This is a genomic window from Nocardioides sp. NPDC059952, from assembly GCF_042730435.1.
GTDB lineage: Bacteria > Actinomycetota > Actinomycetes > Propionibacteriales > Nocardioidaceae > Nocardioides.
In genome coordinates, this window is the sequence record NZ_JBHWLY010000013.1 from 28,099 (window position 1) to 46,024 (window position 17,926).

The 17,926-nt window shown below is 71.9% G+C and carries 16 protein-coding genes; 6 read left to right on the forward strand and 10 right to left on the reverse strand.

Features of this window, described 5'->3' with window-relative positions; translation table 11 throughout:
- Window positions 1–221: 221 nt before the first annotated feature.
- The 3 genes from ACFV9G_RS08515 to ACFV9G_RS08525 all read right to left on the reverse strand — a co-directional run bounded on the left by ACFV9G_RS08515 (window position 222) and on the right by ACFV9G_RS08525 (window position 3,431).
- Window positions 222–1,490, reverse strand: coding sequence for a sugar ABC transporter permease (locus tag ACFV9G_RS08515; protein WP_378726726.1), 1,269 nt, complete (start codon window positions 1,488–1,490; stop codon window positions 222–224).
- Window positions 1,491–1,566: 76 nt separating this feature from the next.
- On the reverse strand, window positions 1,567–2,316 hold the full coding sequence (locus tag ACFV9G_RS08520; protein WP_378726728.1) for an ATP-binding cassette domain-containing protein: 750 nt from the start codon (window positions 2,314–2,316) through the stop codon (window positions 1,567–1,569).
- On the reverse strand, window positions 2,313–3,431 hold the full coding sequence (locus ACFV9G_RS08525) for a sugar ABC transporter substrate-binding protein (protein WP_378726730.1): 1,119 nt from the start codon (window positions 3,429–3,431) through the stop codon (window positions 2,313–2,315). The genes ACFV9G_RS08520 and ACFV9G_RS08525 overlap by 4 nt, the downstream gene beginning before the upstream one ends.
- Window positions 3,432–3,622: 191 nt before the next feature.
- On the opposite strand from ACFV9G_RS08525, the gene ACFV9G_RS08530 reads away from it, so the two are divergent.
- The gene (locus ACFV9G_RS08530; RefSeq protein WP_378726733.1) at window positions 3,623–5,797 is read left to right on the forward strand and encodes an acyltransferase family protein; all 2,175 of its coding nucleotides are present in this window, start codon (window positions 3,623–3,625) and stop codon (window positions 5,795–5,797) included.
- Here the strand turns inward: ACFV9G_RS08530 and ACFV9G_RS08535 are convergent.
- From ACFV9G_RS08535 to ACFV9G_RS08545, 3 genes are read right to left on the reverse strand one after another with little or no spacing between them, the layout of a single operon-like run.
- Window positions 5,794–6,198 carry a RidA family protein gene (locus ACFV9G_RS08535; RefSeq protein ID WP_378726734.1) on the reverse strand — a complete coding sequence of 135 codons (405 nt, stop codon included), beginning with the start codon at window positions 6,196–6,198 and terminating at the stop codon, window positions 5,794–5,796. The genes ACFV9G_RS08530 and ACFV9G_RS08535 overlap by 4 nt on opposite strands.
- A gap of 20 nt (window positions 6,199–6,218) precedes the next feature.
- Window positions 6,219–6,968, reverse strand: a complete 750-nt coding sequence (locus ACFV9G_RS08540) for an IclR family transcriptional regulator (RefSeq protein WP_378726736.1) — start codon at window positions 6,966–6,968, stop codon at window positions 6,219–6,221.
- The gene (locus ACFV9G_RS08545; RefSeq protein WP_378726738.1) at window positions 6,965–7,990 is read right to left on the reverse strand and encodes a sugar kinase; all 1,026 of its coding nucleotides are present in this window, start codon (window positions 7,988–7,990) and stop codon (window positions 6,965–6,967) included. The genes ACFV9G_RS08540 and ACFV9G_RS08545 overlap by 4 nt, the downstream gene beginning before the upstream one ends.
- Window positions 7,991–8,115: 125 nt before the next feature.
- Here ACFV9G_RS08545 and ACFV9G_RS08550 point away from each other — a divergent pair, with 125 nt between their 5' ends.
- Genes ACFV9G_RS08550 through ACFV9G_RS08565 form a run of 4 tightly spaced genes read left to right on the forward strand, consistent with a single transcriptional unit; the run spans window position 8,116 to window position 13,135 of the window.
- The gene (locus ACFV9G_RS08550) at window positions 8,116–9,447 is read left to right on the forward strand and encodes an amino acid deaminase (protein WP_378726740.1); all 1,332 of its coding nucleotides are present in this window, start codon (window positions 8,116–8,118) and stop codon (window positions 9,445–9,447) included.
- Window positions 9,448–9,467: 20 nt separating this feature from the next.
- Complete coding sequence (locus ACFV9G_RS08555; protein ID WP_378726742.1) at window positions 9,468–11,078, forward strand: amidohydrolase family protein; 1,611 nt, start codon at window positions 9,468–9,470, stop codon at window positions 11,076–11,078.
- Entirely contained in the window at window positions 11,075–11,713 is a 639-nt protein-coding gene (locus tag ACFV9G_RS08560) for a bifunctional 4-hydroxy-2-oxoglutarate aldolase/2-dehydro-3-deoxy-phosphogluconate aldolase (RefSeq protein ID WP_378726744.1), read from the forward strand. The genes ACFV9G_RS08555 and ACFV9G_RS08560 overlap by 4 nt, the downstream gene beginning before the upstream one ends.
- Before the next feature lie 33 nt (window positions 11,714–11,746).
- Window positions 11,747–13,135, forward strand: a complete 1,389-nt coding sequence (locus ACFV9G_RS08565; protein ID WP_378726746.1) for a GntP family permease — start codon at window positions 11,747–11,749, stop codon at window positions 13,133–13,135.
- A 21-nt stretch (window positions 13,136–13,156) separates the two neighbouring features.
- On the opposite strand, the gene ACFV9G_RS08570 is transcribed toward ACFV9G_RS08565, so the two are convergent.
- From ACFV9G_RS08570 to ACFV9G_RS08585, 4 genes are read right to left on the reverse strand one after another with little or no spacing between them, the layout of a single operon-like run.
- Window positions 13,157–13,288: a GrpB family protein gene (locus ACFV9G_RS08570; protein WP_378726841.1), complete on the reverse strand. Its 132-nt coding sequence runs from the start codon at window positions 13,286–13,288 to the stop codon at window positions 13,157–13,159.
- Window positions 13,289–13,825: an HIT family protein gene (locus tag ACFV9G_RS08575; RefSeq protein ID WP_378726843.1), complete on the reverse strand. Its 537-nt coding sequence runs from the start codon at window positions 13,823–13,825 to the stop codon at window positions 13,289–13,291. It lies immediately after the preceding gene.
- A 39-nt stretch (window positions 13,826–13,864) separates the two neighbouring features.
- Window positions 13,865–15,748 carry an FtsX-like permease family protein gene (locus ACFV9G_RS08580; protein WP_378726748.1) on the reverse strand — a complete coding sequence of 628 codons (1,884 nt, stop codon included), beginning with the start codon at window positions 15,746–15,748 and terminating at the stop codon, window positions 13,865–13,867.
- Window positions 15,745–16,536, reverse strand: a complete 792-nt coding sequence (locus ACFV9G_RS08585; protein ID WP_378726750.1) for an ABC transporter ATP-binding protein — start codon at window positions 16,534–16,536, stop codon at window positions 15,745–15,747. The genes ACFV9G_RS08580 and ACFV9G_RS08585 overlap by 4 nt, the downstream gene beginning before the upstream one ends.
- Window positions 16,537–16,644: 108 nt before the next feature.
- Here ACFV9G_RS08585 and ACFV9G_RS08590 point away from each other — a divergent pair, with 108 nt between their 5' ends.
- Complete coding sequence (locus tag ACFV9G_RS08590) at window positions 16,645–17,919, forward strand: sensor histidine kinase (protein ID WP_378726752.1); 1,275 nt, start codon at window positions 16,645–16,647, stop codon at window positions 17,917–17,919.
- The last annotated feature ends 7 nt before the right edge of the window (window positions 17,920–17,926 follow it).

Below are 17,926 nucleotides of genomic sequence, written 5' to 3' on the forward strand. Positions count from 1 at the left end.
GCGCTCGGTGGGCGAACTGTTCCGCACCCTCGACAACGCCTACGGCGGCGGCCACGCCCGCCGGGCCGCCGCGACCCCCGCCGCCCCCGCCCCACCCCCCCCCCCCCCCCAACCCTTTCTTGGGGGGGGCTCTTTTTTTGTTGGCGGGCCCCAACAACCGTCTGCCCCCCCCCCACAACTACCGATTCGGCCGCCGTTTCTGCGGTCTCGGCTCGGGGGCGCTACACGTGCCCCGTCGCCGAGGCCCGGCGCCTGGAGAGCGCGTCGACGCTGGCCGCGACCAGGAGGACCAGGCCGGTGACCATCCAGACGGTGCCCTGGGGCTGGTCGAGCAGACCCATCCCGTTGTCGATGACTGCCACGACGGTGCCACCGATGACGGCGTCGATGACCCGGCCCTTGCCCCCGAAGAGCGAGGTGCCGCCGATGACGGCTGCGCCCACGGCGTACAGCAGGGTCGTCTCGCCGCCCGTGTTCGGGTTCACCGAGTTGGTCCGGCTGGCGATCATGATGCCGGCCACCGCCGCCATGGTGGAACAGAGGACGAAGCAGGACAGGCGCACCCGGAACACGTTGATCCCGGCCCGCCGTGCCGCCTCGGCGTTGCCGCCGACGGCGTAGACGTGCCGGCCCCAGCCTGTGCGGGTCAGCACGAACGTGAGCATGATCAGCAGGCCGACGATCACCACCAGCGAGACCGGCACCCCCTTGAGCGAGGTCAGCGCCGGGTTGCGGCTGCGCTCGACGGAGAGGTAGCCGACCACCGCGAGCACCACGACCGTCAGCAGCCCGGTCTTCAACGCCCAGAGCAGGATCGGCTGCACGGTGAGGTTCTTGGCGCGGCGGCGAGCATCGGTGACGTACGTCGAACCCGCATAGCCCACGATGCAGACGACGCCGAGCACCCAGCCGAGCCAGACCGGCAGGTTGGCGTTGTTGAGGCCGTTGATGAAGTCGTTGCGGATGGGGATCGTCCCACCCTCGCCGATCATCGTCAGGAGCACGCCCTGCAGCCCGAGGAACGCGGCCAGCGTGACCACGAACGACGGGATCCCGAGCCTGGCCACCAGCAGCCCGATGAGCAGGCCGATCACCGCTCCGGTGAGGAGAGCCGCCAGCAGCGCCGGGATCAGGGGCCACTCCTGCCGGGTCAGGCACACCCCGAGCACCCCGGCGCACGTCCCACCCGCGAACCCGGCCGACAGGTCGATCTCGCCCAGCAGCAGCACGAAGACCAGACCCATCGCGAGCACGGTCACGCCTGCCGACTGGCCGATCAGGTTGGCGAAGTTGAACGAGTTGGTGAACTGCTCCGGACGCAGCGCGGAGAAGACCACGACCAGTGCGATCAGGCCCAGCACCGCCGGCAGCGAACCGACCTCACCGCCCTTGAGCTTGGCCATGTAGGCCCGGAAGATCCCGGCGAGCGAGTTGTCGGGCTCCGGGTCCGGTGCCGCGGCGACGGTCGGGTCATCGGTGTCGGTGCTCATGCCGCCACCTCCGTAGCGCAAGCGCCAGAATACGGACGCGGCGGCCTGAGGCCTACTGTCGCTCGCTGGCGCTCGCTCATGCCGCACCTCCCTCGGGAACGACGCCCGTGGTGATCGCCTGCACGACCCGCTCGCGCGTGGTGGAGGCGGCCTCGATCTGCCCGACCATGGCGCCCAGATACAGGACCGCGATGTCGTCGGCGACCTCGAAGACGTCGTTGAGGTTGTGGCTGATCAGCAGGACGCCGAGACCCCGGTCGGCCAGGCGCCGCACCAGCCGGAGCACCTGCTCGGTCTGCGCCACGCCGAGAGCCGCGGTCGGCTCGTCGAGGATGACCAGCTTCGAGTTCCACAGCACGGCGCGGGCGATCGCCACCGTCTGGCGCTGGCCGCCGGAGAGGGAGGCCACCGGCGTACGCACCGATTTCAGCGTACGCACCGAGAGACCGTCGAGGGTCTCGCGAGCGCGCTGCTCCATGCTGTCCTCGTCGACCAGCCGGAGCCGTTTCATCTCCCGGCCGAGGAACATGTTGTGGACGACGTCGAGGTTGTCGCACAGCGCAAGGTCCTGGTAGACGACCTCGATCCCGAGGGCGGCGGCGTCCTTGGGGTTGGTCACCTTCACCGGCTCCCCCTCGAAGAGGTAGTCACCGGCGTCGAAGAGATGGATCCCGGCCATGCCCTTGACCAGGGTGCTCTTGCCGGCACCGTTGTCGCCGACGAGCGCGGTGACCCGGCCCGCCTGGACCGAGAGGTCCACTCCGCGCAGGACCTGCACGGCGCCGAAGGACTTCTCGACGCCGTGCAGCTCCAGCAGCGAACTCACTGAGGCACGCCGTTCTCGGTGCACAGGTCGGCGATCGCGCCGGCGCACACCTCCGCGGCGTCGGCCTGACCGTCCTCGACGACCGTCTTGACAGTGTCCTTGGTGACCCAGACGGGCTCGGCGAGCACCGAGGGCACGTCCTTGCCGGCCTCGGTGTCCTCCACCGAGCCGGTGGCCAGCTCCGCGGCGGCGTCCTTGTCACCCTCGATCAGCGCGATCGCCAGGTCGGAGGCGGCCTTGGCCTCGAGCTCGGTGTTCTTGTAGACGGTGCCGCACTGGAAGCCCTGCAGGATGTTCTGCAGACCCTCGACCGAGGCATCCTGGCCGGTCACCGGGATCTTGCCCTGCGCGTTGTTGGCCTTCAGCCGGGCGATGATGCCGCCGGCCATGGTGTCGTTGGCGGAGATGACGCCGTCGATCTTTCCGTCGTTGGCGGTGTACATCTGGTCGAAGACCTCACCGGCCTTGGTGGCGTCCCACTCCCCCGACTGGTCACCGACGAGCTTGTAGGTGCCGTCGTCGATCTTCGGCTGGAGCGCCTTCTGGTAACCCGACTTGAACAGCGCCGCGTTGTTGTCGGTGGCCGCACCGTTGACGAAGACGATGTTGCCCTTGGTCTTGCCCATCTCGGTCAGGCACGCGTCCAGCCCGGCGCCCATCAGCTCGCCGACCTTCACGTTGTCGAAGGAGACGTAGTAGGAGGCACCACCGTTGAGCGTCAGCCGGTCGTAGTCGATGCTCGTCACGCCCGCGTCCGCCGCCTTCTTCAGGCAGGCAGCACCCGACTCGGAGTCGAGGTTGGTGATGATGATGACCTTGACGTTCTCGTTGATCATGCTGTCGCACAGCTGACCGAACTTGGCGGTGTCGCCCTGGGCGTTCTGGATCGTGGCCTCGAGGCCGGCATCGGCGAACGCCTTCTCGAGGTTGGGCCGGTCCTGGGACTCCCATCGGGGAGACGTGGTCGCGTCGGGCAGGATCACTCCGACATCGGTGCCGCCCGAGTCTCCTGACCCGCCGTCGTCATCCGAGCCTCCACATGCCACGAGCGATGCGGTCGACAGGGTCGCCACCGCTGCGACCGCCATCAGGCGGCCGATCTTGTGCGTGTTCATCGTCGAACTCCTCAGTCCTGAGTGTGATCTATGTCACGTCGGGGTGCAACCTATCTCCTTCAGCAGCGATATGAAGCGGTTCTGAGGAGATCTCGACGGCGGATTGATAACGCCCGTACGCCTTCACGTCACCACTGCTCGTTACGGTGCGACGGCTCCCGCCCGTCAACGCCCACTAGAACAGCGATCACGTGACCGCCACCTCGGATTTCCGCACGCCCACGACCAGCCGGGCCGACAGCGAGCCCAACAGCCCCAAATCTGGGCACACCTCAGGACACATCAGCGAGATCCACGGCCTGCGAGGTATCGCCCTGGCCCTCGTCGTCGCCTTCCATCTCTTCGGCAACGGCCGGGTCTCCGGCGGGATCGACGTCTTCCTGGTGGTCTCCGGCTTCCTCGCCACCCGCTCGCTGGTGGGCAGGGCCGAACGCAACCAGGTCAGGCTGGGCGAGCACTACGGACGTACGTTCGCGCGGCTCGCCGCGCCGGCGCTGATCGTGCTGGCCTCGACGGCCGCGCTCATGGTGGCCTTCATCCCGCAGACGCTGTGGACGCAGACGACCCGCGAGCTCATCGCGGCCGCGACCTACACGCTCAACTGGGAGCTCATCGCCAGCCAGCTCTCCTACGGTGCCGCGGGGCCGTCCTCGACGCCGGTGCAGCACTTCTGGTCGCTCGCGGTGCAGGGGCAGTTCTTCCTGCTGTGGCCACTGGTGGTCGTCGGGCTCGCCCTGACCCTCCGCCTCGTGGCCCGCGGCCGACTGCGCGGACAGCTCAGCCTCGCGCGGGTGCTGTTCGTGCTGACCGCGGCGGCGTTCACGCTCTCCTTCGCCTACGCGATCAAGGTCTCCGGGGCCGACCAGGCGGCTGCGTACTTCAATTCCGTCACCCGCTTCTGGGAGATCGCCGCCGGTGCCCTCACCGCGCTGGCCCTGCGCCGCCTGAGCCTGCCCGGGAAGATCAAGCCGTACGCCGCGTGGGCCGGCCTCGCCCTCGTCGTGACCTGCGGTTTCGTGATGGACGGCGCGGACCACTTCCCGGGGCCGCTGGCCCTGTGGCCGGTCGCCGGTGCGCTGCTGGTGATGGCCGGTTCCACCTCGTCGCCACGCGGGCCGCGGCGCCTGCTGGAGACCCGTCCGCTGCGGTTCGTCGCCGACATCTCCTACGAGCTCTACCTGTGGCACTGGCCGCTGCTGATCGCGTGGCTCTACTACACCGGCGGGGAGCAGCTCACCGTCGCCTCGGCCGCCGGCGTGCTGGTCGTCTCGACGTTGCTCGCCTGGGCGACCAACCGGCTCGTCACCCGCCAGGTCCAGACGTACGTCATCAGGCCCGGCGGCCCGCGAGCCCTGGTCGCCACCCTGGCCGCCCTCGTGGTCGCGGTCGGGGCCGGCTGGAGCGGCCTGGTCGCGATCGCCCACTCCGAGGACCGGGCGATCGCGGCGGCGGCCAGGCTCGCCAGCGCCGACCCCTATACGACCGAGTGCCTGGGTGCGGCCTCGCTGGCGGCGACCTCCACGGGAGGCCCGTGCCGCAACCCCGACCTACGCGGTGAGCTGATCCCGGCGGTCGCCGCGATCGGCGCGGACGACGAGAACCGGGGCCAGTGCTGGTCCTTCGAGGAGCGGCCGGTGCGGTTCACGGCCTGCCCGAACGGGTCGGTCGACGGCTACCGGAAGCGGCTGCTGATGGTCGGCGACTCCCATGCCGTCGCCCCGGTCGGCGCGCTCGACCTGATCGGCAAGCAGCGCAACTGGCGCATCGACGTCGCCGCCCGCGCCGCCTGCCACTGGAACGCGCGGCCCCTCGGGAAGGACATCGCCGATAACCGCCCCGCCTGCGCAGAGTGGAACCGGCAGCTCGAGGCCTACCTGCGTGCTCCCGAGCAGAAGGATCTCGACGCCATCATCGTGACCCACTCGGCCCGGAAAACGACCCAGCCGCTGGCCGGCGAGACGCCCTACGACGCCACCGTCGACGGCCTCGTCGCGGCGTGGAGCCACCGGCCCTCGAAGGACATCCCGGTGATCGCGCTCGTCGACAACCCGATGTTCGAGCCCGACAACGCCGCCTACCTCCGCACCACGCTGGGCTGCATCCAGCGGCACTCCCCCGAGACCGCCGGCGAGGCGTGCGGGCGGCCGCGCACCGACGTACTCGTCAAGGATCCGCACCGCGACGCGGTCCTTCGCGATCCCAACGCGCACCTGGTCGACCTGACCCGCCTGTTCTGCGGGGACGAGGTCTGCCCGGCGGTGATCGGCAACGTGATCGTCTACCGCGACGGCAACCACATCACCGCGCGCTACGCCCGCACCCTGGCGCCCTACCTCAGCCAGGAGCTCGCCCGGGTCATCGGCTAACGGGCCACGGCGAGCGCGTCGATCTCGACGAGCATCTCCGCACGCGGCAGGCCGGTCATCACGGTGGTGCGGCACGGGAGGATGCCGCCCTCGGCGACCCGCGATCCGATGAACTCGCCGTAGGCGTCGTTCATCGCGGCGAAGTCGTCGCGGGTGGTCAGGTAGACCCGGAGCATGAGTACGTCCTCAAAACCCGCGCCGGCGGCGGCCAGGATGGCCTCCACGTTCTGAAGGGTGCGGACGGTCTGGGCCTTCACGTCGCCGGGGAACAGATATTCGTTCGTGTCGGGGTCGACCGGACCCTGGCCGGAGACCTGGATCAGGCCGCCGCGGACCACGCCCTGGGAGAAGGTGTGCGCGGGGGCAGGCGCCTGGTCGGTGGAGATGCGGATGTCGGACATGTGGTTCCTCTCGGGTGGTGTCATGAGCTCGGGCCGGCCCAGTCGGCGGAGATCGCTTCGGTGGCGGCGAGGAGCTGCGGCACCAGGGCGCGCACCCCCTCGCGGGGCAGGATGACGTCGGGCACGGAGACGGAGACCGCTGCGACCACGCGCCCGGCCTCGTCGCGCACGGGCGCCCCGACGCAGTTGATGAAGTCCTCGTGCTCGGCGGCGTCCTCGGCCCAGCCCTGTTCGCGGGTGCGGGCGAGCACCTCGCGGTAGCCCGCCGCGTCGGCGATGGTGCGGCTGGTGAAGGGCCGGAAGTCGATGCCCGCGATCACGGCGTCGCGCTCCCCCGGCGGCAGATCGGCGACCAGCACCTTGCCGACCGCGGTCGCGTGCAGCGCGGCGGGCAGCCCGACGCGGGAGTACATCCGCACGGCGTGGGTGCTCTCCACCTTGGCCAGATAGATGGCCGTGCCGTTCTCGTAGGCGGCCAGGTGGACGGCCTGGCCGCCCGTCTCGGCCGCGAGCCGGGTCAGATGGGGCTGGGCCACGTCGCGGATCGCGTGCTGGGCGAGCGCGGCGCCGCCGAGCGCGAACAGCCGGGAGCCGAGGTGGTAGCGCTGGCGGTCGTCGCGGCGTACGAACCGGTCGGCCTCCAGGGTGTGCAGCAGCCGCATCGCGGTGGTCTTGTGGACCTCGAGGCTGGCGGCCACCTGGTCGAGGGAGCGCTCGCCCTCACCGAGCTCGATGAGGATCTGCAGCGCACGGGAGAGACTCTGGCTCATCGGATCTCCTCGTGGGCCGCGAGCGCCGGGGAGTCGATGCCGGCGGCGCTCACCCGGGTCGCGGCCCAGTCGTCCTCGGAGCACTCGAGCAGCCGCTCACGTACGTCCTCGGGCGGCGGTTTCGCATGGTCACCGGCCACGGCCAGCACGCCTGCCGCGACCAGGTGGCCCTGCCGCAGCCGGCCCACCGGACCGGCGCCGTCGACGAGCGCGGCGAGGTAGCCGGCCGCGAAGCCGTCACCGGCGCCCACCGGCTCCACGACGTCGACACGGAGGGCGGGCACCTCGGTCCTGCGCCCGTCCGGGTCGTGCTCCCCGGCGGCGTGCGAGTCGGCCTTGAGCACGAGTCGCGGACGATCGCCCAGGAGCTCGCGGAGGTCCTCGGGGGTGTGCACGCCGAGCGCGGCGCGTGCCTCGTCGGCGCCGAGCAGGACGACGTCGGCAGCTCGGAGCAGGTCGAGCAGCGGCGCGATGCCTCGTCCGGCCCACAGGGCCGGTCGCCAGTTGAGATCGACGCTGAGCCGGAAGCCGAGCTCGTCGCGCAACGCCAGCAGGCGGGCGACCAGCGCCGATCCGTACTCGAGGATGCCGAGAGTGATGCCGGAGGTGTGCACGACCTCGGCCATGGCCAGCACGCGCGCGACCGCGGGGCGATCGAGCAGGTCGGCATCCATCGCGGCGGCCGCGGAGCCCGCCCGGTAGTAGTGCATGCGGCTGCCGCCGGGGGCGGGCTCCTTCAGGTAGAGCCCCGTCGGCCGCTCGGGATCGCGCTCCGCCTCGACGTCCACGCCGCGGGCGATCAGGTCCTCGGTCACGACGTCGCCGAACGGGTCCCGGCCGAGCCGGGACACCCAGGCGGTCCGCACACCGAGGCCGGCCAGGGCTCCGGCCACGTTGGCCTCGGCGCCACCGACCGAACGTCGCAGGGTCGTCGCCGCGGCGAGCGACTGGTCGCCCTCCGGACGCAGCACGACCATCGCCTCCCCGAGACAGACCACTCGCACGTCTCCGCTACTGCCCACGGATGGAGCTCCTCCCCTGTTGGTTCTCCGCCGGACCGTTGACGCCCGGTGTGGCCGATGCTACAACTAACGAATCGAATTACGCAATCGCCGTTGCATAATGTGCAACGCAGGAAGGACGGGTCATGGATCACCCGGCAGCCCACATCGACACGGCGGCCGTCGCGGCACTGCGCGAGGAGCGGGTCGACTGGCGCCACAAGGCGATCCCACCCGCGCTGTGGGGACGTACGGTCGCCGAGGTGCTCGACGCGGCGCCCCGGCTCTCGCAGCTGCCCACGCCCGTGCTCTCGCTCTCGCGGGTCGCGATGACCCACAACCGTGACGTGCTGGCCACCTGGTGCGCTGAGCGCGGCATCGCCCTGGCCCCGCACGGCAAGACCTCGATGGCGCCGCAGCTGTGGGCCGAGCAGCTCGCCGCCGGCGCCTGGGCGATCACCGTGGCGAACCTCGCCCAGCTCGCCGTCGCCCGCGCCTTCGGCCTCTCCCGGGTGATCGTCGCCAACGCGATCGTCTCCCCGCTGACGCTGCGCTGGATCTCCGACCAGCTCACCGAGGACCCCGGGATGGAGGTGCTGGTCTGGGCCGACTCGCCACGGACGGTGGCCCTGATGCACGACGCGCTCGCGGCCCATGCCGCCGAGGTCGGCCCCCGACGCCCGCTGGCCGTCCTGGTCGAGCGCGGGGCCGCGGGGGGCCGCACCGGCGCCCGGGACGAGGCGACCGCCGTCGCTGTCGCCGAGGCGATCGCCGCCTCGCCCCACCTCGAGCTCGCCGGCGTCACCGGTTACGAGGGCGCCCTCGCCCACACCACTGACGCGGCCGCGCTCGGCGTCGTCCATGCGTACGTCGACAGCCTGGTCTCCCTGCACCGGCGGATCTCCGACCTGCTGCCCGCCGGCCGGACGCCGGTGGTCAGCGCCGGCGGCAGCGCCTACTTCGAGCAGGTGGCCGACGCTCTCGCGCCGCTCGTGGCCGACGACGAGGCCCGTGTGGTGCTGCGCAGCGGCGCCTACATCACCCACGACGACGGTTTCTACCGCGACATCTCGCCCCTCGGCAGCGCCCCGCGCACCACCGGCCCCGGCCTGCGCAGCGCCCTCCACGGCTGGGTGCGGATCTCCTCACAACCGGAGCCGGGTCTCGCGCTGTTCGACGCGGGCAAGCGCGATCTGCCCTTCGACGAGGGTCTGCCCGAGGCCCAGCTGCTGCGGGCGCGGACGACCGGCTCCCCCGCGAGCCCGCTCACCGGAGTCACCGTGACCGCGCTCAACGACCAGCACGGCTTCCTCCGCTGGGACCCCTCGGGTGAGCCGCCGGTCGTGATCGGCGACGAGCTCCGTCTCGGGCTCTCGCACCCGTGCACCGCTTTCGACAAGTGGAGCCTCATCCCGGTCCTCGACGACGCCGACGCCGACGACCCGGTCGTCGTCGACCTCGTGCGGACCTGGTTCTGAGAGTCCCAGGAGGAGTCACCATGACCGACCTGCTCATCCGCGACGCGACCGTCATCGACGGCAGCGGAGCCCCGGCGTTCCACGCCCACGTCAGCATCGACGCCGGGCGGATCACGGGCATCCACACCGACGGCGCAACACCGGCGGCGCGGCGCACCGTCGACGCCGACGGGCGGGCGCTGACGCCGGGGTTCATCGACATGCACGCCCACTCGGACCTGCAGATCCTGGTCAACCCCGACCACACGGCCAAGGTGAGCCAAGGTGTCACCCTCGAGGTGGTCGGGCAGGACGGACTCTCGTTCGCCCCCGCCGATCCGGCGACGCGGACCCACCTGCGCCGGCAGATCGCGGGGTGGAACGGCGAGCCGGACGACTTCGACTTCGACTGGGACACCGTCGCCGGCTACCTGGACCGGCTCGACCGCGGGATCGCGTGCAACGCGGCGTACCTCGTGCCGCAGGGGACGCTGCGGCTGATGGTCGTCGGCCCGGACAACCGGCCCGCGACCCCCGCCGAGATCGCCGAGATGGCCCGGCTGCTGCGGGTCGGTCTCGCCGAGGGCGCGGTGGGGATGAGCAGCGGCCTGACCTACCCGCCGAGCATGTTCGCCGACGACGAGGAGCTGGCCACCCTGTGCCGGGTCGTCGCCGGTGCGGGCGGCTACTACAGCCCGCACCACCGCTCCTACGGCGCCGGCGCGCTGGAGGCGTACGCCGAGATGATCGAGGTCTCCCGGGCCTCCGGGTGCGCCCTGCACCTGACCCACGCGACCATGAACTTCGAGCCCAACCGCGGGCGGGCCGGCGAGCTCATCGAGATCATCGACGCGGGCCTGGCCGACGGGGTCGACATCACCCTCGACACCTACCCCTACCTGCCTGGCGCCACCACGCTCAGCGCCGTGCTGCCCAGCTGGTCGACCTCCGGCGGCCCCGATGCCCTGCTCGCGCGGATCGCGGACCCCGGCGACCGGGCCCGGATCGCGCACGAGCTCGACCACGTCGGCACCGACGGCTGCCACGGCTGCGTGACCGACTGGCGCACGATCCAGATCAGCGGCGTACGCAACCCGGAGCTGTCCGGTCACGTCGGCCGCACCGTCGCCGAGATCGCGGAGGAGTCCGGGCAGGTCGCGACCGACGTCTTCTTCGACATCCTCGTCCGCGACCGGCTGGCCACGACGATCCTGCAGCACGTCGGCCACGAGGAGAATGTGCAGACGATCATGCGGCACCGCACCCACTGCGGCGGCAGCGACGCGATCCTCGTCGGCGAGCGCCCGCACCCGCGTGCATGGGGCACCTTCCCCCGCTACCTCGCCCGCTACGTACGCGACCTCGGGGTCCTCGACCTGGTCGACTGCGTTCACCACCTCACCGGCCGCCCGGCCTCCCGGCTCAGGCTGCACGAGCGTGGCCTCGTCCGGGAGGGGTACGCCGCCGACCTGGTGCTGTTCGACCCCGACATCGTCGCGGACACCGCCACGTTCGAGCAGCCGCGCCAGCAGGCGCGCGGCATCAACTGGGTGCTGGTCAACGGCACCGCCGTCATCGAGGACGGCCACCGCACCGATGCACTGCCCGGACGGGCGCTGCGCCGCACCGACGAAGGAACCCGAGCCCGATGACCAGCCCCCTGATCGACACGCTCCGCGCCGACCGCTCCCTCGTCGTCGTGCGCGCCTCACGGATCGAGGATCCCGTCGCGCTCTGCCACGCCCTGGCCGCCGGTGGCATCCGGACCGTCGAGCTGACCTACACGACACCGGGCCTGACCGACCTGCTCGCCGATGTCAGCGCCCGCGCGGGCAGCGACATCGTCGTCGGCGCCGGCACGGTGCTGAGCGCCGACCAGGCCCGTGCCGCGCTCGCGGCCGGCGCCCGATTCCTGGTGACGCCCGGCCTGCCGGCGGAGGCGGCGGAGATCGTCGCCGAGGGCCACGCCGCGGGTGCGGCCGTCGTGCTCGGCGCCCTCACCCCCACCGAGGTCCTCGCCGCGACCCAGCTCGGCGCCGACGCGGTCAAGATCTTCCCCGCGCGGGCCGTCGGCCCGCGCTACTTCTCCGACCTGCGGGGGCCGTTCCCCGAGGTCGCCCTGATCCCTTCCGGCGGAGTCGACGAAGACAACGCCGCGGAGTTCCTGCGGGCCGGCGCCATCGCCGTGACCGCCGGGACGTCGGTGGTCCAGCCCGCCGACGTAGACGAGGCCCGGTGGGAGCAGATCACCACCAACGCCGCCCGGTTCAGCGCAGCTCTGCGCTGAGACCATCCCCCACCCGATACGGGAGAACCAACCATGCATTGGCTCCAGACGAGCACCACCGGCCTGCTGCTGCTCTGCGGCGCAGCGATCGCCGTCCTCCTCTTCCTGATCATCAAGGTGAAGCTCGAACCCTTCATCGCCCTCTTCATCAGCGGCATCGGCCTCGCTGTCGCGGCCGGCCTGTCCGTCGAGCAGATGGTGGGCACCGCCCTCTCCGCGAAGGAGTCGCTCATCGAGACCGGCTTCGGCGGCGTACTGGGCCACATCGCGCTCATCATCGGTCTCGGCACCGTCCTCGGGTCGCTCCTGGAGCGGTCCGGCGGCGCCGATGTCCTCGCCGCGAGGCTGATCGGTATCTTCGGGGAGCGCGGCACACCGGTCGCGATGGGCCTGGTCGGCCTGATCTTCGGCATCCCGGTCTTCTTCGACATCGGCATCTTCGTGCTCGCCCCGCTGGTCTACGTCGCCGCACACCGCGGCGGCAAGTCGCTCGTCCTCTACGCCCTGCCGGTCCTGGCCGGCCTGTCGATGACGCACGCCTTCCTGCCTCCCCACCCCGGCCCGACGGCCCTGGGCGGTCTCCTCGGCGTCGACCTCGGCTGGCTGATCATCATGGGTCTGCTGTGCGGTCTGCCCGCGTTCGCCGCGGCCGGCATCCTCTTCCCCACCTGGATCGCCCCGCGCGTCCAGGTCTCGGTGCCCGAGGAGTTCCTGGTCGCGGAGACCGAGGCGGAGCAGGACAAGACGCCCACCACCCCCGTCTCGCTCGCCCTCGTCCTCGGGGTCATCGCGGTGCCGCTGATCCTGATCCTCGGCGCGACCTTCGGCACGATGCTGCTCGACCCGGGCCGGCTGCTCAGCCTGCTCACCTTCTTCGGCAACCCGGCGATCGCGCTCACCATCGCCGTGCTGCTCGCCTTCTGGCTGCTCGGCATCCGGCGCGGGATGAGCCTCGAGGAGATCTCGGAGTTCACCGGCGCCTCGCTGCGGCCGGTCGGCATGATCCTGCTCGTCGTCGGCGCCGGCGCCTTCTTCGGCGCGGTGATCACCGCGACCGGTGTGGGCACCGCGCTCGCCGAGGTGCTCTCCGACGCCGGCCTGCCGGTCCTGCTGCTGGCCTACGTCATCTCCTGCACCCTCCGGATCGCCCAGGGCTCGGCGACCGTGGCGATCGTGACCACCGGCGGCATCATCGCCCCGACCCTCGGCACCGGCTACTCGCAGCCCGAGCTCGCCGTGATCGCCGTCGCGATCGCCGCCGGCTCGATCATCCTCAGCCACGTCAACGACGGTGGCTTCTGGATCGTGTCGCGCTACTTCAACATGACCGTGAAGCAGACGCTGGCGACCTGGACCGTCCTGGAGACGGTGCTCTCCATCGTCGGCTTCGCGGCCGCCGCCGTCGCCTGGGCGATCGTCTGAGGCAGCGGGCCGCCGAGCGCTTCAGGGGCTCCAGCTGGTCTCGGCGGCCCATTGCTCTGCGCGCAGAAAGTCCCGGAACAGCAGCGCGTACCGAGCCGTCGGGCTCCCGGTCTGACGAATGTGGATGTTGACCGGTCTGCCGCGGGGGAAGATCTATCCCCACGCCTTCGCGAGCAGCTCGCGGGTGTCGGTGAGCAGCTGCGGCAGGGTCTTGGTGCGGCCGATGATCGGCATGAAGTTCTGGTCGCCGACCCAGCGGGGCACGATGTGCTGGTGCAGGTGGGCGGCGATGCCGGCGCCGCCCGCGGTGCCCTGGTTCATCCCGATGTTGAAGCCCTCGGCCCGGGAGACGTCGGCGAGGGTGCGTACGGCCTGCTTGGTCAGCACCGCCATCTCGGCGGCCTCCTCGTCGGTGGTCTCGACATAGCCGGCGACGTGACGGTAGGGGCACACCATCATGTGACCCGGGGCGTACGGGTAGAGGTTGAGCACCACGAAGCAGGTCTCGCCGCGGTGGACGACCAGCCCCTCGGCGTCCTCGAGCGTCGGCACCCGGCAGAAGGGGCACTTCGTCTCCGAGGGGTCGGTGGGCTTGTTCTCGCCGCGGATGTAGGCCATCCGGTAGGGGGTCCACAGCCGCTCCAGGCCGTCACCCTCGCCGATGCCGTCCTGGGTGAGCACCCCGTCCATCTCTGTCACGCGGCAAACACTACTTAACCCCTCACAGCCTCATTCGGCCGCTTCCCCGCCCCGCAGCGCGTACGCCCCGGCGACGGCGGCGGCGAGCAGCACGACCAGGCAGGCCGCGGTGATCCCGGACAGGGGCTGCCAGGGGAACGTCAGCGGCGCCTCGGGCACGTCGCGTACGACCGCCTGCCGCATCAGCCAGCCGGTGAATCCAGTGATCGCGCCGCCGACCAGCAGAGCTCCGGCGCCGGTGAACACCGTCTCCCAGAGCGCAGTTCGGCGCACCTGTGCCGGGGTGGCACCGAGGAGCCGGGCGGTGGCGGTCTCGCGGCGGCGCTGACTCGCCCCGATCAGGACCGCGTTGACGGCGGCGATCGCGGCGTAGACCCCGGCCGGGCCGAGCATCACCCACAACACGACCGCATTCATCTCGCGCGCCTCGGCCGAGACCGAGCCGACCCACTCCTCGCCGGTGCTCACCTCGGCCCCGGTGTCCCGGATCGACCGTGCGGTCCCGGCGACGTCCGCGCCGGCGTCGGTGCGCACGAAGACAGTTCCGGTGTCGCGGGCGGCCCGGTCGATGCGCGGCAGGTCGTCGGGCACGATGATGTCGCTCCACAGGTTCGGGGCGTCGGGGACGACGGCGACCAGGCGCACCTTGACGGTCCGGTCGCCGACGCGCATCCGGTGGGTCTGGCCGACCCGGCCGCCGAGATCGGTGACGTAGGAGGCGGTGACCGCCATCGCCCGGCCGTGCAGGTCGGCGAGGCTCCCCTGTGTTGCCCGCAGGCTCCGCGTGGCGGCCGCGCCCGCGACGTCGACGACCTCGACATCCTCCGGACCGCCCCCGAACCCGACCTGTGCCGTGCGTCGTACGTCGCTCACGCCCACCCCGGGCACGTCCTGGATCCGCTCGGGGCGCTCCGCCTGCTCGACGACCAGCTCCGACTTGAGCGCGGCCCGGTCGGCACCCTCGCTCCAGTCCGCCGTCGCACCGACCGCCAGCACCATCGAGCCGGCCACCGCCATGATGGCCACCACCGGCGCCGCCACCGCGGCGGTCATCCGGCTGCTGGTGCGGGCGAGGTCACGGGCCAGATGGGCCGCCGGGTCCCGTCGCGCCACCGTTGCACCGGCGTACGCCGCCAGCTCGGTGTAGAGCAGGCCGCCCACCGCGTTGGCGCCGATCACGGCGACGATCGGCAGGAACATGCCCACCAGCAGCGCGAACAGCAGCGGCATCTCGGGAGCGAGGATCGCGGTCGCGACCAGCGCGCCGGTCGCGGTGAGCGCGACCAGCCCCTGGACCACCGTGGGCCGTCGTCGCTCGAGGACCGCGTCGCGAAGCGCCTCGACCGGTTGCGTACGTCCCGCCCGCGCGCCCGCACGCCAGGCCCCGACCAGGGCGACGCCGACACCGCAGCAGGTGGCGATCGCCCACCCGGTGCCCTGGCTCGGCATCGCGAGCAGGACCGGAGTGACATCGGCCCGGTGCAGGATGCGCAGGACCGGCACCGTCACCGCCGTGCCGAGCAGGCAGCCGGCGACCGTGCCGAGGGCCGCGACGGCGAGCGCCTCGCCGAGGAGCAGGGTCCGCACCTGGCGCGGGGTGGCCCCGAGCAGGCGGAGCAGACCGAGCTCGCGGCGCCGGGTGGCCACCACGAACCCGAAGGTCGAGGAGACCACGAAGAGCGCCAGGAACAGCGAGATGCCGGCCATGATGCCGAACAGCGACCCGAGGTCGTCGATCTGCGTCCGGGTCTGCTGGTCCAGCCCGTCGGTGGCGGTGCCGAGCGCTCCCAGCATGTTGGTGGCGAGGGTGATCAGGGCGATGCCGCCGGCGAGGGCGACAGCGGCGCCGGCGTACGGAGGCCAGGACTGGCGGAGGGTCTTCAGACCGTGCGCGACCATCACCACGAGGCTCATCGCACGGGCTCCAGCTCGGCCATCCGGGCACCGATCCGAGCCGGGCCGCTGCGCTCCATCTGCCCCACGACCCGGCCGTCGGCGAGGAACAGCACGCTGTCGGCGTACGAGGCGGCGAGCGGGTCGTGGGTGACCATCACGACCGTCTGCGGGCGCCCGTGGACCACCGGTGCGTCGACGAGCTTCCGCAGCAGCTCGAGCACGTCACGGCCGGCGTGGCGGTCCAGGGCACCGGTGGGCTCGTCGGCGAAGAGCACCGCGGGCCGGGCGTGCAACGCACGCGCGATGGCCACGCGCTGCTGCTGGCCACCGGAGAGCTCCGGCGGCCGCCTCCTGGCGAGCCCGTGCAGACCGACCTGCTCGAGCGCCCCGATCACCGCGCCGCGATCCGGACGCCGGCCGGCGAGACGGGCGGGGAGGGCGACGTTGTCGTAGGCGGTGAGCGCGTCGAGCAGGTTGTACTGCTGGAACACGAAGCCCATCGTCTCGCGTCGCAGCTTGGTCAGGGTCGTCCGGTTCAGGCCGGCCAGGTCGGCGCCGGCGACCCGGACGCGGCCCCGGGTGGGCCGGTCGAGGCCGGCCGCGATCTGCATCAGCGTGGACTTGCCCGATCCCGACGGCCCCATGATCGCGGTGAACGTCCCGGAGGCGAAGGCGTGGCTCACGCCCCGCAGGGCGTCGACCTTGCCGGAGCGGGAGCGGTAGGTGCGGGTGACGTCGTCGAGGACGACGGCGGGCGGGCCGAGCGGCCGGGGCGCGTGGACGGCGGCCGGCATGGTGGCGGTCATGTCTCCAGCAAACGCGTCCTACGCGGCACGCACCGGGGCGCGGACGCCACGGGGGGGTAGCGCGTGCGCTACCCCGCCACGGGCGCTGAGTGCCTAGGCTCGAGAGTCATGAGACCACCACCCGACGTCTGGACCGCGCTGCGCTCCTCACCCTGGCGGCTGCTCGCCTCCAGCTGGCCCTGGCGCGCTCTGGCCTACCTGGCCTCCGGCGCTCTGATCGGTCTCGTCGTCGCCTTCCTGCTGTTCGTGCTGGTCGGCGTCGGGCTGCTCACCCTGGTCCTCCTGGTCGGAGTGCTGGTCCTCGCCGGGATCCCGCTGCTGGCGGCACTCGTCGCCGACATGGAGCGGGTACGCCTCCGGCTGATCCTTCCCGAGGTCCGCCCAGGACCGGCCGAGCCGCCGGAGCCGATCGCCTGGAGCGACCGGCTCCGGGCCCTGCGCCGACTGCGGGTCTCCGGACCCGAGGTCGGCTACACCGTGCTGGTCGCCACGGTGCTGTGGCTGGTCGACGCCGTCGCGATCAACCTGATCATCACCATCCCGGGTGTCCTCGTGCTCGCCCCGGTTCTGGTCCGGCTCGACGCTCCCATCGCCTTCGGCCCCTGGCAGCTCACCACGCCCACGGAGGCCTGGATCGCCGTGATCCCGGGGCTGGTGCTGCTGATCGCCGGCCTGTACGCCGCCACCCTCCTCGCCGCCGCCCAGGCCAGCCTGGCCCGGCTCCTGCTCGAGCCGGCCCAGACGCGGATGGCCGCGGCCGTCGCCGAGCTGCGCCGATCGCGCGTCGACCTCGTCGACGCCTTCGAGACCGAACGCAGCCGGATCGAGCGCGACCTCCACGACGGCGCACAGCAACGGCTGGTCGCGCTGACCATGACCCTCGGCCTCGCCGAGCTGGAGGTGCCCGAGGGCGCCGGGCTCGATCTCGTCCGGCAGGCCCATGCCCAGGCCGAGACGGCGCTGGCCGAGCTTCGCGCCACCGTCCGCGGGATCCACCCGCGGGTGCTGGTCGACCACGGGCTCACCGCTGCCGTCCGCGAGCTCGCCGACGCCTCCGGGATCCCGGTCTCGGTCGACCTGCGGGTCGACGGCCGGCTGCCGGCGCCGGTCGAGGCCGCGGCGTACTTCCTGGTCGCCGAGGCGCTCACCAACGCGGTCCGCCATGCCGGTGCCCGTTCCGCCCGCGTCGAGGGCCACGTCACCGGCGACCGGCTGGAGGTCGGCGTACGCGATGATGGGGCCGGCGGCGCCGCCGTGCGTCCCGGGGGCGGGCTGGCCGGCCTGGCCACCCGTCTGGCCGCCCTGGACGGCCACCTCGAGGTCACCAGCCCACCCGGCGGACCGACGGAAGTGAGGATGACGTGCCCGACCGTGCTTCCGTGAGGGCTCC

Bases quoted from the DNA above. Each gene is read 5' to 3' on its own strand.
- ACFV9G_RS08515 (WP_378726726.1), bottom strand. From the start codon at position 1,490: ATGAGCACCGACACCGATGACCCGACCGTCGCCGCGGCACCGGACCCG.
- ACFV9G_RS08525 (WP_378726730.1), bottom strand. From the start codon at position 3,431: ATGAACACGCACAAGATCGGCCGCCTGATGGCGGTCGCAGCGGTGGCG.
- ACFV9G_RS08535 (WP_378726734.1), bottom strand. From the start codon at position 6,198: ATGTCCGACATCCGCATCTCCACCGACCAGGCGCCTGCCCCCGCGCAC.
- ACFV9G_RS08540 (WP_378726736.1), bottom strand. From the start codon at position 6,968: ATGAGCCAGAGTCTCTCCCGTGCGCTGCAGATCCTCATCGAGCTCGGT.
- ACFV9G_RS08550 (WP_378726740.1), top strand. From the start codon at position 8,116: ATGGATCACCCGGCAGCCCACATCGACACGGCGGCCGTCGCGGCACTG.
- ACFV9G_RS08555 (WP_378726742.1), top strand. From the start codon at position 9,468: ATGACCGACCTGCTCATCCGCGACGCGACCGTCATCGACGGCAGCGGA.
- ACFV9G_RS08560 (WP_378726744.1), top strand. From the start codon at position 11,075: ATGACCAGCCCCCTGATCGACACGCTCCGCGCCGACCGCTCCCTCGTC.
- ACFV9G_RS08565 (WP_378726746.1), top strand. From the start codon at position 11,747: ATGCATTGGCTCCAGACGAGCACCACCGGCCTGCTGCTGCTCTGCGGC.
- ACFV9G_RS08575 (WP_378726843.1), bottom strand. From the start codon at position 13,825: ATGGACGGGGTGCTCACCCAGGACGGCATCGGCGAGGGTGACGGCCTG.
- ACFV9G_RS08580 (WP_378726748.1), bottom strand. From the start codon at position 15,748: ATGAGCCTCGTGGTGATGGTCGCGCACGGTCTGAAGACCCTCCGCCAG.
- ACFV9G_RS08585 (WP_378726750.1), bottom strand. From the start codon at position 16,536: ATGACCGCCACCATGCCGGCCGCCGTCCACGCGCCCCGGCCGCTCGGC.
- ACFV9G_RS08590 (WP_378726752.1), top strand. From the start codon at position 16,645: ATGAGACCACCACCCGACGTCTGGACCGCGCTGCGCTCCTCACCCTGG.